This is a genomic window from Methylocaldum sp. MU1018 (assembly GCF_053646775.1).
Genome location: NZ_CM132195.1, coordinates 2,114,952 through 2,128,912, shown reverse-complemented (window position 1 = coordinate 2,128,912; position 13,961 = coordinate 2,114,952). Strand labels below are relative to the sequence as shown.

The following is a 13,961-nucleotide window of genomic DNA, read 5'->3' as shown; positions in this document are numbered from 1 at the left end:
CCGTCCGATGAATTTCGACTGGACGACTTTCGCGCTGGAATTTTTCAATTTCATCGTTCTGCTGTGGATACTCCGGCATTTTTTATATCGCCCCGTTCTGGATGTGGTCCAGGCGCGTCAACGGAAGATCGAGGCGCAGTTGCGGCAGGCGGACCAGTCGAGGCAGGAGGCGCTGGCAGCCCGGGAAGCCTGCGAGCGCAACATGGCGAATTGGGAGAAGGAAAAAGCCCTGGCGAGATCGGAATTGGAAAAAGAGATTGCCGCGGAACGCGAACGTCTTTTGGCGAAACTGGCCGAAGAGGAGGCGGAGCGGCGCGCGAAAGGGCAAGCGCAAGAAGAGCGCGAACGGCAGGAATGGCGGCGCATGGCGGAGCAGCAGGCGCTCGAGCTGGGCAGCCGGTTCGTGGTGAGGCTTCTGGAACGGCTGGCTTCGCCCGAATTGGAGGCGAGGTTGATCGCGGTGGCCTTGAGCGATCTCGGCGCTTTGCCGGACGCAGAGCTCGAAAAGCTGCGCTCGGCCATGGCGGAAGATTCGCTCGAGGTGTCGAGCGCTCACCCGCTGGACACGGATCGACAAGCGGTTCTGGCCTCCGCCATAGGACAAGCCGCCGGAACCGGGATCAAGCCGATATTCAAAGAGGATCCGTCACTGCTGGCGGGCGTCCGCATGCATGTCGGTTCCTGGACCCTGTCCGCCAATCTTCGCGACGAACTGGCGTTTTTCCGAGATGTTTTTTCAAGCCATGCCCGGTAGTAGCTCTTTGCTCGAACGTTTGACCGGAGAAGTCGACCGTTATCGATTCGGATTACGCCTGGAAGAATACGGGCGGGTGCTTTCGGTCGGCGACGGTATCGCCTGGATCCGCGGCTTGCCGTCCGCCGCGATGGACGAGCTTTTGTCGTTCGAGGACGGCAGCCGCGGCCTGGTGTTTCATCTCGGCGGCGAACGGCTGGGCGCGATCCTGCTGGAGCAGACGGCCCGCCTGACGTCCGGATCTCCGGTTTATCTCACGGGGCAGAGACTGGCTCTGAGCGTCGGCGACGGCCTGATCGGGCGGGTGATCGACCCCTTGGGAAAGCCGCTGGACGGCCAGCCGGCGCCGGAATTGAATCTTCGCCGGGAACTCGATGTTCCCTCGCCGCCGATCATCGCGAGAGATTTCGTCGACCGGCCGCTCTATACCGGCACGAAAATCGTCGATGCCATGATTCCCCTGGGACGCGGACAACGGCAATTGATCGTCGGCGACAACGGTGTCGGGAAGACTTCGCTGGCGCTGGACGTCGTGCTCAATCAGCGCGATCAGGACGTGTTGTGCGTTTACGTCATAATCGGCCAGAAGCGGTCGGATACCATCAGCGCGATCGATCTGTTGCGCCGTTACGGTGCGATGGCGTACACCACGGTCGTCGTGGCGGAGGCCAGCGATTCGCCGGGATTGAAATATCTGGCGCCGTTCGCCGGCTGCGCCGTGGCCGAGCATTGGATGTGGCATGGCCGGGATACGCTGGTCGCGTATGACGATCTCTCCACCCATGCGCGCGCCTATCGCGAGCTGTCCTTGCTGTTGCGCCGTCCGCCCGGACGGGAAGCTTATCCGGGCGATATCTTTTATCTCCACTCGCGCCTGCTGGAGCGCTCGACCTGTCTTGCGCCGTCTCACGGCGGGGGCAGCATGACGGCTTTGCCGATCGTCGAGACCGAGCAGGGGGAAATCGCCGCCTACATTCCCACCAATCTGATCTCGATCACCGACGGCCAGTTCTACCTGGATCGCCGCTTGTTCGGCAGCGGATTTCTTCCGGCCATCGACATCACCCGATCGGTGTCCCGTATCGGGGGACGCGCGCAGCATCCGTGCATCAAGGAAGAAGCCGCCCGCATGAAGCTCGACTATTTGCAGTTTTTGGAACTCGAGGCTTTCACCCGTTTCGGCTCCAAGCTGGAGTCGTCGATGGAGGAGAAAATTCGGCGCGGCCGGGTGCTGCGCGAGATTTTGAAGCAAGAACGGCTGGCGCCGCTGCCCGCGGCATTCCAATTGGCTTGGATGATGGCTTATAACACGGGACGGTTCGACGATCCGGATTCCGCTTCGATCCGCCGTAAACTGGCCGCCCTGGCGGAAGGCTTGCAGCGCTTTCCCCTTGATTTGACGGCCAGCCGCGAAGAGTGGAATCGATGGCTCGATCTTCGCCTGGCCGAAGGGAACCATCGGACGGCATGAGTCGGCGGGCCGGAATCGAGCAGCGCCTGCGGCGCCTGGGCGAGATCGCGGAGATCATGACCGCCATGAAGACGCTGGCGCTGATCGAAACGCACAAATTCAATAGATTCATGGCGCATCAACAGCGTTTGATCGCGAGTATCGAAGCCGCCAGCGCCGATTTTTTGGCTTTTCATCCGGAATTCCGGAGAGACGGCAGGCGAGAGGAGGGCGAGTCGCATGTGCTCGTTCTGATCGGATCCGAGCGCGGCTTTTGCGGCGATTTTAACGAGACGATCGTTGCGGCTCTGGCCGCATTGCCGCCGATTCGTCCGCGCTTGGTGGTCATTGGGCGCCGGCTCGCGACAAAGCTGCAAAGCCACCCGAATATCGAAGCGGAACTGGACGGTCCCAATGTGGCCGAAGAAGTGCGGCCGGTCCTGGACGAACTGATGACGGCGCTGCACCGCCTGCAAAGAGAGTCGGGATGGAAACGGCTGAGCGTTCTGGCTCATAATCCGGAGGGAGGCGTCGCGTTGCACGGTCTTTTGCCGATAACGCCGGCCCAAGAGCCTGCATTCGCTTACCCGCCGCGGCTGAATCTCGATCCGGCGCCATTCTTCGCCGAACTGACCGAGCATTATCTGCTGGCGAAACTTCCGGGCTTATTCTACGCTTCGCTGATGGCCGAGAACCGGCGGCGGTTGGAACACATGGAGAACGCGCTGCGCCGGATGGACGCCAAAATCGAGGATCTTCGCCGCAAGAGCAACGCCCTGCGCCAGGAAGAGATCGTCGAGGAAATCGAGATTATCCTGCTGAGCGCCGAATCGTTGTTGACCCGTCAGAACTGAATGATGCCAGTTTGCCCGTTGCCGTTTTTATCATCATGAACATCAGCAAAACGATCTTGATCACCGGCTGTTCCTCCGGCATCGGGCTCTGCGTCGCCCGGGGACTGCACCAGCGAGGCTACCGCGTATTTGCCACTGCCCGCAAGGAGCACGACGTGGAGACTTTGCGCGCCGAAGGCTTCGAAGCTTTCCGGCTCGATCTTGCAGATTCCCGATCGATCGAATCGGCCGTGGACTGGGTCTTGCAGAGCACGGGCGGCCGCCTGTTCGCGTTGTTCAATAACGGCGCCTACGGTCAACCGGGCGCGGTAGAGGATTTGAGCCGCGAGACGCTGCGCGAGCAATTCGAGACCAACCTGTTCGGAACGCACGAGCTGACCGCATCGGTGTTGCCGGCGATGCGGAAACAGAGCTGCGGGCGCATCATCCAGAACAGCTCCGTGCTCGGTTTCGCCGCGATGGCGTACCGTGGCGCCTATAATGCGAGCAAATACGCTTTGGAGGGCTTGTCGGATACGCTACGCCTGGAATTGGCGGGCACCGGGATTTTCGTCTCGCTCATCGAGCCCGGGCCGATTCTGAGCCGGTTTCGGGACAATGCCCTGGCGATGTACAGAAAAAACATCGACGGCGAGCGGAGCGTTCACAGAGAAAAATATCGGGCCATGGCGTCGCGGTTGGTCAAGGAAGGGCCCGCCGTACCCTTCACGCTCGGGCCTGAAGCGGTGCTCGAAGCCGTCATCCACGCGCTTGAGTCGAAAAGACCGAAGCCGCGTTATTACGTGACCTTTCCCACTTATCTGTTCGGATTTCTAAAAAGAATCTTGCCGGATCGAGCGCTCGACTGGGTGTTGCGGCGAGCCGGTTGAATCCGCCGCCGGAGCGCGTCCGGCATTGATTGAAATACAATTTTCACCTGCGTGGCAGGGTAGGGCTTACTCGTCATGAAAACCCATGTTTTGTCGGCCGGCGTCGTTATCGTGCGCGGCGCTCCCGAGGAGCCGCGCTATTTGTTGCTCCGGGCGTTTCGATATTGGGATTTCCCGAAAGGCGTGGTGGAGCCGGGCGAAGAGCCATTGGCCGCGGCCCGGCGGGAAGTTTTCGAGGAGACGGCGCTGACGGAACTCGCATTCCGCTGGGGGAAGGGATACCAGGAAACGCCACCCTACGGCGCCGGCAAGATTGCACGTTATTATTTGGCCGAATCTCCCGGCGGCGAGGTGCATTTGCCCATTAACCCGCTGCTGGGCAGACCGGAGCACGATGAGTTTAGATGGGTGACTTTCGCCGAAGCCGACAAGCTGCTCGGCCCTCGTCTCAGGCCGATTTTGAACTGGGCCGACTGGCTGGTGACGCGCGAAGGACACGATGCTTAAACATCGCCGTGCGGACGGAACCAGTCGAGTTTTTCTCGTAGCCTGACGACGTTTCCGACGATGAGCAGCGTCGGCGCCTTGATTTCGGAGCGACTCACGATTTGCGGCAAGGTTTTCAAGGTGCCGGTTAAAACCAACTGATGCCGAGTGGTCCCTTGCTGGACGAGAGCGGCGGGAAGATCGGCGGGGCATCCGTGCTGAATCAGGCGCGAGCAAATCTCGGCCAATCCCTGGAGTCCCATGTAAAACACGAGAGTCTGCCCGGGCCTGGACAACTGACTCCAGTCGATGTCGATGAGCCGGCCGTCTTTCATATGGCCGGTCAGAAAGGTGCAGGACTGAGCGTGGTCGCGATGGGTCAGCGGGATGCCGACATAGGCGGCGCAACCCGAGGCAGCGGTGATTCCCGGAATGACTTGGAAGGGCACGCCTTCGTTCATCAGGGTTTCGATTTCTTCGCCGCCCCGGCCGAAAATGAAGGGATCGCCGCCTTTGAGCCGCACGACGCGTTTGCCGGATTTGGCGAGATCGGCGAGCAGTCGGTTGATTTCGGCTTGAGGAAGCGTGTGCTGGTTTCGCTGCTTGCCGGCATAGATCTGTTCCGCATCGCGCCGGACGAGTTGCAGAATTTCGGGCGAAACGAGGCGGTCGTAAACCACCACGTCGGCTTCCTGTATCAGTCGCAGCGCCCGGATGGTCAGCAAATCCGGATCGCCCGGCCCGGCGCCGACCAAGTAAACCATACCCGGATGCAGATCTTTTTCGCCCGAGGATTCGGCCGCAATGGCTTGTTCCAGGCGTTCGGCCGCTTGCTCGTTCCTGCCGGCGAAAACCAGTTCGGCAACCGTGCCTGAAAGGACGTTTTCCCAAAATATCCGGCGCGCTTGTGGATCTTTTATGGCTTGTTTGACGCGTGTTCGGAATTCCGCCGCGATCCGGGCCAAACGGCCGTAGGCCGGCGGTATCGAGGATTCGAGCCGCATGCGCAGCATTCGGGCCAGTACCGGGGCGGCGCCTCCGGAGGATACGGCAGCGATGACCGGGGAACGGTCGACGATGGCGGGGAAGATAAACGTGCAGAGCGCCGGCCGATCGACGACATTCACGAGGATATTGTGCGCCTTTGCAGCCTCGGCGACCCGGGCGTTCAGTTCGGCGTCGTCGGTTGCCGCCACGACGAGCTTGAAACCGCAGACATCCTGGTGTTGAAACGCCCTGGTCAAGAGGACGACGCCATCGGATTCCCGCAGTTTTAACAGGCGGTCGTGAAATCTTGGGGCCAGCGCGCTGACGCGTCCGCCCGCTTGGAGCAGCGTTCCGGCCTTGCGGGCGGCGACTTGTCCGCCGCCGACGATCAGGCAAGGTTCGTTTTTAAGGTTGATGAAGATGGGCAAATAATCCATATCGTGCTGTTTTGTTAAAATGGCTCCCACTTTTACGTGGTTTCGAGCGAGCATCGCAGAATGGTACAGATCGATCTTGAAATAGACACCTCGGGGCTGAGGTGTCCTCTGCCGCTTTTACGACTAAAAAAGGCATTGCAGGCCATGGAAACCGGTCAGGTGGTGCGGGTTCTGGCTACCGATCCGGCCTCCGTTCTCGATTTCGGGGTTTTTTTGGAGCAGGCCGGACATCACATGCTGGACCGCAAGGAGGAGACCGGAGTTTTCTTTTACTTGATCCGCAAGGCTTGATGGGTTCTTTTCAGTAGCGCGGCATGCTGTTCCGGGCAGCGCCCGTCGCGGAGGCTGATGATCGGCCAGCAGCTTTGCGCGGCATGAGTTGCGAGCGTTTCATCCGGGTCCACGGCAACGGGGAATCCCACGAGCGAGAGTAAAGGCAAATCGTTATGGGAATCGCTGTAAAACCAGCTATCCGCCAAGTTATGGTCGTTTTCCGCCAGCCATTCCTTCAAGCGTTGCACCTTGCCTTCACGAAAACACGGAGTGCCCACGAACCGCCCGGTATAACGGCCACCGTTAAATTCCGGTGTCGTGGCGATGAGATGTTCGATGCCGTAAAGTCGGGCGATCGGTTCCGTTACGAAGCGATTGGTGGCGGTGATGATGATCGGGATGTCGCCCGCACGTCGGTGCTTTTCGATCAGCGCCGCGGCTGCCGGCAACAATAGCGGCCGGATCTTCTCTTCGATAAAGGCGGCGCGCCATTCATGGAGCGCTTCGGGCCGATTGTCGGCCAAAGGGCTCAAGGCAAATTCCAGAAACTTTACGATATCGAGCGTGCCGTTCTTGTAATCCTCGTAAAATCGGGCGTTGGCCTCTTCATAGTACTTTCGGTCGACGATTCCTTTCTCAACTAGAAATTGTCCCCACAGATAGTCGCTATCGCCACCCAAAAGGGTGTTATCAAGGTCAAATATTGCCAGACTCACACGTTTCCTTTAAATTCGAATCGAGTAACCAAGCAAAAGGCAAAGCCAAAAAGGGATTAACGGAGCGCCGCTAAACCGCTGGACCAAGTGGCGGGCGCAGCGATCAGGCTTCGATTAGACCCAACGGGCTGGAATTATATCATCGAGGACAGTAGCAGGATTTAACTCTAACCATGATCGACGCGGATGGTTATCGCCTGAACGTAGGTATCGTCTTGTGTAACGACGATGGCCGCGTGTTCTGGGCAAGGCGGGTCGGCATGCGTTCCTGGCAGTTTCCGCAAGGCGGTATAAAATTAAACGAAGCCCCGGAAGCTGCAATGTACAGAGAGTTGTACGAGGAGGTCGGGCTCAAGAAACAAGACGTGCAACTCATCGGGCGGACCCGAGATTGGCTGCGTTACGACCTTCCCGAGCGATATATCCGTAAACATTCGTTTCCGCTTTGTATCGGGCAAAAGCAGCTCTGGTATATCCTGCGCTTGGCCGGCGATGAGTCGAGGATTTGCTTGGATCGCAGCGGTAGACCGGAGTTTGATGCATGGTGTTGGGTTGATTATTGGCACCCGGTGAGTGATGTAGTGTATTTCAAACGACAAGTCTACCGTCAGGCATTAACGGAACTGGGAAATTATCTAACCTCCGGAAAAACTTCAGTCAGTCCTGCTGACTCTCTGTCGGCTGATCGAAAAAACTAGCCGCGAAACCGAGATTGAATCTCCCGCTTTCAGAGTCTGCGCGCCATTGTCCATTTGTCGCGCGTTTTCTCGCGTTCACCATTTTTTTATTCGCTTCCATGCCGGCGGTTTCGCAAACCGTGGTGGTACATCCGGATGTCCCCGTTTCTGAGATCAGCCAGCAGGAGGCTCGGGCATTGTTCACGATGTCGCAACGTTCATGGCCGGACGGCACTCAGGTAGTCGTGTTCGTTCTGCCGGATAGTAGCCCGATACACAAAGAGTTCTGCAAAAAGGATTTAGGGATGTTTGCTCATCAGCTCAGACAAACCTGGGATCGGAAAGTGTTTTCGGGAACGGGGCAAGCCCCCGAGCTTGCATCGACCGTCGAGGAAATGCGCATGCTGATTTCAAAGACGCCGGGAGCCATCGGTTACCTGCCCGAGTCGGAAATCGACGGCACCGTACGCTCGCTCACCGTTCGCGAAGGTACCCGATGATAAGGGGGAAGCGTCTCAATAATACGTGGCTTGCGGTCGTTTCATCGCTCTTATGGCATTGCCACGACTCCTCGGCCGATTGGAAAGATACCTTTCAATACCACGGCTTTATCAGCCAAAATTTTGTTTTAACTTCCAAAAACAATTTTTACGGAAACAGTAGGCACGGAAGTTTCGATTTTACCGAGGCCGGATTTAATGTTTCATTGCAACCCTTGAGCCGCCTGGGGCTGGCGGCACAAGTGCTGTATCGCCGCGCCGGTGAATTGGAAGATGAGGAGGTGCGGCTGGATTACGGTGTGCTGGATTTGACCGCCTTGGACACCCCGGATGTTAGAGCCGGAGTCCGTCTCGGACGCGTGAAAAATCCACTCGGGCTATACAATGAAACTCGAGACGTGCCCTTTACTCGCGCCTCCATCTTTTTGCCTCAAAGCATTTATTTCGATCGTACTCGCAATTTCGCGCTTTCGTCGGATGGAGGCCAAGTGTACGGTGAGTACGAAAGTTCGATTGGCGAATTTTCAGTGCGGGCGAATATTGGCGTGCCTACGCTCGATAAGTCGCTGGAAAGTTTAATACTCGGCAGGGATCGGCCTGGCGAATTCCATGGAAAACTATCTTATATCGGCCAATTTCTTTACGAATTCCGCAGCGGCCTTATTCGTCTGGCATTTACCGCCGCTTCAGCGCAAGCGGGTTACGATTCCGGACAGGGTGATGTTTTTTCAGGTGGCGATTTCTGGTTTCAGCCGTATATCTTTTCGGCACAGTACAATGGCGAGCGATTATCGCTAACAGCTGAGTACGCGCTACGCAATGATCGTGGAAAACACTTTGGCCAGTTTCTTCCCAATTTTGCGAGGACAGGCGAGAGTTACTATATTCAGGGCGCTTATCGTTTTACCGACGAAATTGAGGCGGTGGTCCGTTACGATGTGCTCTATTTGAACGTAAACGACCGTTACGGTGAGGGATTCGAACGACGGACAGGTAGACCCGGCTTTAGTCGTTTCGCCAAGGATTGGACGGTCGGGCTGCGTTGGGACATCACCCCGAGCTGGATGGCTCGAGTGGAATATCACCGCATCCACGGCACCGGATGGCTTGCCGCGACGGAAAATCCGGATCCTCGAAAGCTTGAGCCGGATTGGGATCTGTTCGCCCTGGAGCTTTCCTTCCGATTTTAGCGCAGAGGCGTAATGCCGTCAGTACCCTTTCGATGCGAACTCCAGGCCCGCCGGCATTTCAGCGAGCCGTTCGATACCGGTGTCCATCGTTCCATCGGAATAAAGTTCAATCCAGCGATAGCCGGGCGGAACTCGATCGAGGGCAAAAGTCGGACTTTGGGGCTTGAACTGAAAGCACGTCGAGGGGGAGGCGAGCAGGCGCAGGTGTCCGCGCTTCTCATCCATTGCTTGATGAACATGGCCGAACACAATGCCCCTGACGCGCAAAGATGCCTGAGCGATCGCCAGTAATTCATCGGCATTTTCCAGCACCATGGTATCCATCCACCGGCTGCCACTGGGAACGGGATGATGGTGAAGAGCGATGAGGGCGTAGCGCTCGGGATGCTCCGCCAGTGAATTTTCGAGCAAGTGGAGTTGATCGTCCGCCAGGCGTCCGCCCGGTTTGCCGCTGATCGTGCTGTCCAGGCAGACGATCTGCCATCCGTCGAGGAGGATTCGAGGCTGGAGGTGAACGTTCCCGGCAGATAAAAACTCGGACATGAGCCGAGGGTCGTCATGGTTGCCGGGAAGACAGTAGCAGGGAATGCCCAGAACGGCCAGTCGTTGTTGGAGGCGTTCATAACTCGAAGCACAGGGATCCTGTACCAGGTCGCCCGTCAATAGAGCCAGATCCGGTTGCCGTGATTTATGCCTGACCGCTTCCAGGACAGCCGCAAAACTGAGCTCGGTTTCTATCCCGAGCATCGTTCGGTCTTGCTCGGCAAGGAAATGAAAATCAGTGATGTGAAGAATGCGGGCGACTGCGGATTTTTTGCCCGGCTGACCGTCCGTGCTTTCGATAGGGCCGACGGCGCTATTCATCCCGATTTCGCTCCGTCGAATGGGGTGTCGGCTGCGGTTGGAAGCGGCAAGCGCGCCGATGAAGACGAATGTCCCCCTCCCTCCTGCGGAAGAAACGCGCCGCGTGTAAGCTCATCGGCGGATAAAGCAGAAATGTTGTCGGGCGATCAATAATGTAAGAGTGAATGAACGGGATAGCGTTCCAATTTTTCTCGCCCTTTCAGTTCGTCGAGTTCCACGACGAAGGCGCAGGCGACGATTTCCGCGCCCAAGGATTCAACGAGCTCGCAACTGGCTTTCGCGGTACCGCCGGTAGCCAATAGGTCGTCGACCAGGAGAACTTTGTCTCCCGGGCCTAAAGCATCGATGTGCATTTCGAGCGAGGCTAAACCGTATTCGAGATCGTAGCTGATGCTCTGGACGTCGTAAGGGAGTTTGCCGGGTTTTCGAAGAGGTACGAACCCTACGCCCAGTTCCCAGGCGACCAGCGATCCAAAAATGAAACCGCGTGCTTCCATGCCGGCAACGGCTGTGATTCCCCGGCCCAGATATGGGTGCAGCAAATGGTGCACCGCGAGTCGCAGAGCAGACGGATCCTTGACCAGCGGGGTAATGTCTTTAAAGAGGATGCCCGGTTTCGGAAAATCGGGAATGTCTCTTATGGAGGCTTTGAGTTTCTCCATTTCAGAGTCCCCGCTTGGCCGCCGCGGCGCGAAGCGAAGCCGGTTTCAAGGTATCGAGGCTTCCCGCGTACCGCTCGATGGCGCCCGCGATTCCATCGGAATCCAAGCCGCAAAGCGCCAGCAGTTCTTCGCGGCTGCCCTGTTCGAGGAACTCGTCGGGCAAGCCGAGATTGAGTACGGGAACGTAGCACTGGCGGGATTGGAGAAGTTCATTGACGGCGCTGCCGGCCCCGCCGGCTACGGCATTATCTTCGACCGTCACGAACATTTCGTGAGTCTTCGCCAATTCCAGAATCAGCGTTTCGTCCAGCGGTTTCACGAAACGCACATTGACCACGGTCCCGTCGATTCGTTCTCCGGCTTCAAGGGCGGGAGCAAGCAGGGTGCCGAAAGCGAGTATCGCGATCTTTTTACCATGCCGCCGGACCTCGGCCTTGCCGATCGGAAGCGCGGCCATTTCCTTGATAACGGATACGCCGGGACCTTTACCGCGGGGATAGCGAACAGCGGCCGGGCCGTTGTGTTGGAACCCCGTGAACAGCATTTGCCGGCATTCGTTTTCGTCGGCCGGTGTCATGATCAGCATGTTCGGAAGGCAGCGCATGAAGCTGATATCGAAGCTGCCGGCGTGAGTCGGTCCGTCGGGTCCGACCAGACCGGCACGGTCGATGGCGAACAGGACCGGCAGATTCTGAAGCGCCACATCGTGTATGAGCTGATCGTAGGCGCGCTGCAGGAAAGTCGAATAAATCGCGACCACCGGCTTGTATCCTTCGCAGGCCTGGCCGGCCGCCAAGGTTACCGCATGTTGTTCGGCGATGCCGACGTCGAAGTAACGGTCCGGAAAGCGCGCGGAAAATTCCACGAGTCCGGAACCCTCCCGCATGGCAGGCGTGATGCCGAGCAGACGACCGTCCTTTTCCGCCATGTCGCACAGCCATTGCCCGAAAACTTCGGTGAAGCTCGGGCTGCCCGGCTTGGATTTCGGCAAATGGTCTTTGCTGAGGTCGAAGGACGAAACGCCGTGGTAGGCGACCGGGTCTTTCTCCGCCGGCAAGTATCCTTTGCCTTTCTTGGTCACGACGTGCAAGAACCTGGGACCCGGCAAATCCCGCAAATTGCGTAGCGTCGTAATCAAGGTATCGAGATCGTGACCATCGACCGGCCCGATGTAGTTGAACCCCAATTCTTCGAACAGGGTTCCGGGCGCGACCATGCCTTTGACATGCTCTTCCGCGCGGCGGGCGAGTTCCCAGACGCTGGGCATGCTCCGCATCAGGATCTGCTTGCTGCCCTGCCGGACCGTCGAGTAGAACTTGCTGGAGAGGAGCTTGGCCAGATAGTTGTTGAGTGCTCCGACGTTGGGCGATATCGACATCTCGTTGTCATTGAGCACGACCAGCAGATTGGCGTCGAGCACCCCGGCGTGGTTAAGCGCTTCGAACGCCATGCCGCCCGTCAATCCGCCGTCGCCGATAATGGCAACGGCATGGGTGTCGCGCTTCCGGAGCGATGCGGCGATCGCCATGCCGAGCGCCGCGCTGATCGACGTGCTCGAGTGGCCGACGCCGAAGCAGTCGTAAGGACTTTCATCCCGATTCGGAAAGGCGGAGAGACCGTCTTTCTTGCGAATGGAAAGCATCCGTTCGCGGCGTCCGGTCAGGATTTTGTGGGGATAGGCCTGATGGCCCACATCCCAGACCAGCTTGTCTTCAGGGGTGTCAAAGACATAGTGCAGCGCGATGGTGAGCTCGACCGTACCCAATCCGGCCGCCAAATGACCGCCCGACTGACTGACGCTGGCCAACAGGAAAGAGCGTAGCTCGTCGGCGAGCTGGGGTAGCTGGTCTTCGGGTAGGGCGCGCAGGTCCGCGGGACTGCCGACGGTTTGCAGGAGAGGGTATTCGTTCGCTTTGTTCATTGATGTTATGAGGCTTCAAACCAGGCTTATTCGCGGGTAAAAGATGATCCTGAGTCAGGTATCAGCCGGCCAATTATGAAACTCGAAGTTTTGGCTTTCAAGGATAGTTTGTTCTTCGGCTGCCGTTTCAGGGGCGCAATATCGCTTTCGCCGAGAGGGCTCAGGCGCGCCGCTCGATAATGAAGAGCGACAACGCGCGAAGGATTTCCGCTTCGGCACCGAAGCCGGATAAGGTCTCCACGGCCTCTTCATGGAGGTCGCGCGCCTTTTGTTTGGCGCCCGCCAGTCCCAAGAGCGCGGGGTAATTGGGCTTGTTGTTGTCTCGGTCCTTGCCTTGGGTTTTGCCCAGGGTCTGAGTGTCGCTTTCTTCGTCCAAGACGTCGTCCTGAATCTGGAACGCCAGACCGATGCATTTCGCGTAATGGTCCAGCTTGTCGGCGATGTCGCCGTCGAGCGACGGATCGGCCAGGGCCGCCAGCTTGACGCTGGCCCGAATGAGGGCTCCCGTTTTCCGGATATGCATGTTTTCCAGGCTCGGCAGATCCAGGATTTTTCCGACCGATTCGAGGTCTATGGCCTGGCCGCCGACCATGCCGAACGATCCGCTCGCCGTCGCCAAGGTTTCAAGCATCGCAAGACGGCTGTCGGTAGGCGCCTTAATGGACGGATCGTGCGCCAGAACGTGAAAAGCCAACGTCTGCAGGGCATCGCCCGCCAGGATTGCCGTTGCTTCGTCGAATGCGATATGGCAGGTGGGCTTGCCGCGGCGCAGGTCGTCATCGTCCATCGCCGGCAAATCGTCGTGAATGAGCGAATAAACGTGAATGAATTCCACCGCGCAGGCCGGACCGTCGAGACATTCCCAGGGAACGCCGACGGCCTGTCCGGTAGCGTAGGTCAGCAAGGGGCGCAGTCTTTTTCCGCCCCCCAAGACGGAATAGCGCATCGCTTGATGCAGGCGTTCCGGCATCCGGTCCGCGGCCGGCAGTCTGGCGTCCAAGGCTGATTCTGCCCGGGTTTGGCAGAGCCGCATAAAATGATTCAAATCGGTTTCAAGATTCATCGGCAAAGGGCTTTAACGTAGGTTCTCCGTTTTCTTCCAGCAAAATCTGGACCTTTTGTTCGGCTTCTTTCAATGCCTTTTGGCAGACGCGAGTCAGTTGAATCCCGCGCTCGAACAGCTTGAGCGATTCCTCCAAGGGAAGGCTGCCCTGTTCCATGCGTTCCACCAATTGCTCCAGTTCGGCCAGAGATTCTTCGAAATTCAGGTTTTTTTTGGCCATATCGGCATGCCCGACGGAAGATTCCAATGCCTTTCGAT

Annotated in this window: 17 protein-coding genes; 10 read left to right on the top strand and 7 right to left on the bottom strand. The window is 58.1% G+C overall.

The window, feature by feature from the left end; genetic code table 11:
* The first annotated feature begins 7 nt into the window (after positions 1 to 7).
* The 5 genes from ACWJKU_RS09800 to ACWJKU_RS09780 all read left to right on the top strand — a co-directional run bounded on the left by ACWJKU_RS09800 (position 8) and on the right by ACWJKU_RS09780 (position 4,434).
* A complete protein-coding gene (locus tag ACWJKU_RS09800; protein ID WP_454142124.1) occupies positions 8 to 754 on the top strand; it encodes a F0F1 ATP synthase subunit delta in 747 nt (248 codons plus the stop codon).
* Positions 744 to 2,225, top strand: coding sequence for a F0F1 ATP synthase subunit alpha (locus ACWJKU_RS09795; protein WP_454142123.1), 1,482 nt, complete (start codon positions 744 to 746; stop codon positions 2,223 to 2,225). Before ACWJKU_RS09800 ends, ACWJKU_RS09795 begins: the two co-directional genes overlap by 11 nt.
* A complete protein-coding gene (locus tag ACWJKU_RS09790; protein ID WP_454142122.1) occupies positions 2,222 to 3,058 on the top strand; it encodes a F0F1 ATP synthase subunit gamma in 837 nt (278 codons plus the stop codon). The genes ACWJKU_RS09795 and ACWJKU_RS09790 overlap by 4 nt, the downstream gene beginning before the upstream one ends.
* Positions 3,059 to 3,093: 35 nt before the next feature.
* On the top strand, positions 3,094 to 3,927 hold the full coding sequence (locus ACWJKU_RS09785; protein ID WP_454142121.1) for an SDR family oxidoreductase: 834 nt from the start codon (positions 3,094 to 3,096) through the stop codon (positions 3,925 to 3,927).
* A 75-nt stretch (positions 3,928 to 4,002) separates the two neighbouring features.
* Positions 4,003 to 4,434 (top strand): bis(5'-nucleosyl)-tetraphosphatase, encoded by a 432-nt coding sequence (locus tag ACWJKU_RS09780; RefSeq protein WP_454142120.1) that lies wholly within the window; start codon positions 4,003 to 4,005, stop codon positions 4,432 to 4,434.
* Here ACWJKU_RS09780 and cysG read toward each other — a convergent pair.
* On the bottom strand, positions 4,431 to 5,837 hold the full coding sequence (cysG, locus tag ACWJKU_RS09775; protein ID WP_454142119.1) for a siroheme synthase CysG: 1,407 nt from the start codon (positions 5,835 to 5,837) through the stop codon (positions 4,431 to 4,433). The genes ACWJKU_RS09780 and cysG overlap by 4 nt on opposite strands.
* Positions 5,838 to 5,897: 60 nt before the next feature.
* Here cysG and ACWJKU_RS09770 point away from each other — a divergent pair, with 60 nt between their 5' ends.
* A complete protein-coding gene (locus ACWJKU_RS09770) occupies positions 5,898 to 6,128 on the top strand; it encodes a sulfurtransferase TusA family protein (protein WP_454142118.1) in 231 nt (76 codons plus the stop codon).
* Here the strand turns inward: ACWJKU_RS09770 and ACWJKU_RS09765 are convergent.
* Positions 6,107 to 6,826 carry a histidinol-phosphatase gene (locus tag ACWJKU_RS09765; RefSeq protein ID WP_454142117.1) on the bottom strand — a complete coding sequence of 240 codons (720 nt, stop codon included), beginning with the start codon at positions 6,824 to 6,826 and terminating at the stop codon, positions 6,107 to 6,109. The genes ACWJKU_RS09770 and ACWJKU_RS09765 overlap by 22 nt on opposite strands.
* Positions 6,827 to 6,999: 173 nt before the next feature.
* On the opposite strand from ACWJKU_RS09765, the gene ACWJKU_RS09760 reads away from it, so the two are divergent.
* The 3 genes from ACWJKU_RS09760 to ACWJKU_RS09750 all read left to right on the top strand — a co-directional run bounded on the left by ACWJKU_RS09760 (position 7,000) and on the right by ACWJKU_RS09750 (position 9,193).
* Complete coding sequence (locus ACWJKU_RS09760) at positions 7,000 to 7,524, top strand: RNA pyrophosphohydrolase (protein WP_454142116.1); 525 nt, start codon at positions 7,000 to 7,002, stop codon at positions 7,522 to 7,524.
* 284 nt (positions 7,525 to 7,808) lie between these two features.
* Positions 7,809 to 8,003 carry a hypothetical protein gene (locus ACWJKU_RS09755; RefSeq protein WP_454142115.1) on the top strand — a complete coding sequence of 65 codons (195 nt, stop codon included), beginning with the start codon at positions 7,809 to 7,811 and terminating at the stop codon, positions 8,001 to 8,003.
* The gene (locus ACWJKU_RS09750) at positions 8,000 to 9,193 is read left to right on the top strand and encodes a hypothetical protein (RefSeq protein WP_454142114.1); all 1,194 of its coding nucleotides are present in this window, start codon (positions 8,000 to 8,002) and stop codon (positions 9,191 to 9,193) included. The genes ACWJKU_RS09755 and ACWJKU_RS09750 overlap by 4 nt, the downstream gene beginning before the upstream one ends.
* Before the next feature lie 18 nt (positions 9,194 to 9,211).
* Here ACWJKU_RS09750 and cpdA read toward each other — a convergent pair whose 3' ends face one another.
* Positions 9,212 to 9,979, bottom strand: coding sequence for a 3',5'-cyclic-AMP phosphodiesterase (gene cpdA / locus ACWJKU_RS09745; RefSeq protein WP_454148098.1), 768 nt, complete (start codon positions 9,977 to 9,979; stop codon positions 9,212 to 9,214).
* Here cpdA and ACWJKU_RS09740 point away from each other — a divergent pair.
* Positions 9,884 to 10,210, top strand: coding sequence for a hypothetical protein (locus ACWJKU_RS09740; RefSeq protein ID WP_454148200.1), 327 nt, complete (start codon positions 9,884 to 9,886; stop codon positions 10,208 to 10,210). The genes cpdA and ACWJKU_RS09740 overlap by 96 nt on opposite strands.
* On the opposite strand, the gene ACWJKU_RS09735 is transcribed toward ACWJKU_RS09740, so the two are convergent.
* The 4 genes from ACWJKU_RS09735 to ACWJKU_RS09720 all read right to left on the bottom strand — a co-directional run bounded on the left by ACWJKU_RS09735 (position 10,204) and on the right by ACWJKU_RS09720 (position 13,923).
* Positions 10,204 to 10,719: an adenine phosphoribosyltransferase gene (locus ACWJKU_RS09735; protein WP_454142113.1), complete on the bottom strand. Its 516-nt coding sequence runs from the start codon at positions 10,717 to 10,719 to the stop codon at positions 10,204 to 10,206. The two genes, ACWJKU_RS09740 and ACWJKU_RS09735, sit on opposite strands and share 7 nt — an antisense overlap.
* Position 10,720: 1 nt before the next feature.
* Positions 10,721 to 12,640: a 1-deoxy-D-xylulose-5-phosphate synthase gene (gene dxs, locus ACWJKU_RS09730; RefSeq protein ID WP_454142112.1), complete on the bottom strand. Its 1,920-nt coding sequence runs from the start codon at positions 12,638 to 12,640 to the stop codon at positions 10,721 to 10,723.
* Positions 12,641 to 12,800: 160 nt separating this feature from the next.
* The gene (gene ispA / locus ACWJKU_RS09725; protein WP_454142111.1) at positions 12,801 to 13,703 is read right to left on the bottom strand and encodes a (2E,6E)-farnesyl diphosphate synthase; all 903 of its coding nucleotides are present in this window, start codon (positions 13,701 to 13,703) and stop codon (positions 12,801 to 12,803) included.
* The gene (locus tag ACWJKU_RS09720; protein WP_454142110.1) at positions 13,693 to 13,923 is read right to left on the bottom strand and encodes an exodeoxyribonuclease VII small subunit; all 231 of its coding nucleotides are present in this window, start codon (positions 13,921 to 13,923) and stop codon (positions 13,693 to 13,695) included. The genes ispA and ACWJKU_RS09720 overlap by 11 nt, the downstream gene beginning before the upstream one ends.
* Positions 13,924 to 13,961: the final 38 nt, after the last annotated feature.

What these genes read in the sequence shown, in the direction of transcription:
- ACWJKU_RS09770 (WP_454142118.1), top strand. Translation starts at nt 5,898, where the DNA reads ATGGTACAGATCGATCTTGAAATAGACACCTCGGGGCTGAGGTGTCCT.
- dxs (WP_454142112.1), bottom strand. Translation starts at nt 12,640, where the DNA reads ATGAACAAAGCGAACGAATACCCTCTCCTGCAAACCGTCGGCAGTCCC.
- ACWJKU_RS09795 (WP_454142123.1), top strand. Translation starts at nt 744, where the DNA reads ATGCCCGGTAGTAGCTCTTTGCTCGAACGTTTGACCGGAGAAGTCGAC.
- ACWJKU_RS09800 (WP_454142124.1), top strand. Translation starts at nt 8, where the DNA reads ATGAATTTCGACTGGACGACTTTCGCGCTGGAATTTTTCAATTTCATC.
- ACWJKU_RS09755 (WP_454142115.1), top strand. Translation starts at nt 7,809, where the DNA reads ATGTTTGCTCATCAGCTCAGACAAACCTGGGATCGGAAAGTGTTTTCG.
- ACWJKU_RS09735 (WP_454142113.1), bottom strand. Translation starts at nt 10,719, where the DNA reads ATGGAGAAACTCAAAGCCTCCATAAGAGACATTCCCGATTTTCCGAAA.
- ACWJKU_RS09720 (WP_454142110.1), bottom strand. Translation starts at nt 13,923, where the DNA reads ATGGCCAAAAAAAACCTGAATTTCGAAGAATCTCTGGCCGAACTGGAG.
- ACWJKU_RS09750 (WP_454142114.1), top strand. Translation starts at nt 8,000, where the DNA reads ATGATAAGGGGGAAGCGTCTCAATAATACGTGGCTTGCGGTCGTTTCA.
- ACWJKU_RS09780 (WP_454142120.1), top strand. Translation starts at nt 4,003, where the DNA reads ATGAAAACCCATGTTTTGTCGGCCGGCGTCGTTATCGTGCGCGGCGCT.
- ACWJKU_RS09785 (WP_454142121.1), top strand. Translation starts at nt 3,094, where the DNA reads ATGAACATCAGCAAAACGATCTTGATCACCGGCTGTTCCTCCGGCATC.
- cysG (WP_454142119.1), bottom strand. Translation starts at nt 5,837, where the DNA reads ATGGATTATTTGCCCATCTTCATCAACCTTAAAAACGAACCTTGCCTG.
- ACWJKU_RS09790 (WP_454142122.1), top strand. Translation starts at nt 2,222, where the DNA reads ATGAGTCGGCGGGCCGGAATCGAGCAGCGCCTGCGGCGCCTGGGCGAG.
- ACWJKU_RS09760 (WP_454142116.1), top strand. Translation starts at nt 7,000, where the DNA reads ATGATCGACGCGGATGGTTATCGCCTGAACGTAGGTATCGTCTTGTGT.
- ispA (WP_454142111.1), bottom strand. Translation starts at nt 13,703, where the DNA reads ATGAATCTTGAAACCGATTTGAATCATTTTATGCGGCTCTGCCAAACC.
- ACWJKU_RS09740 (WP_454148200.1), top strand. Translation starts at nt 9,884, where the DNA reads ATGCCTGACCGCTTCCAGGACAGCCGCAAAACTGAGCTCGGTTTCTAT.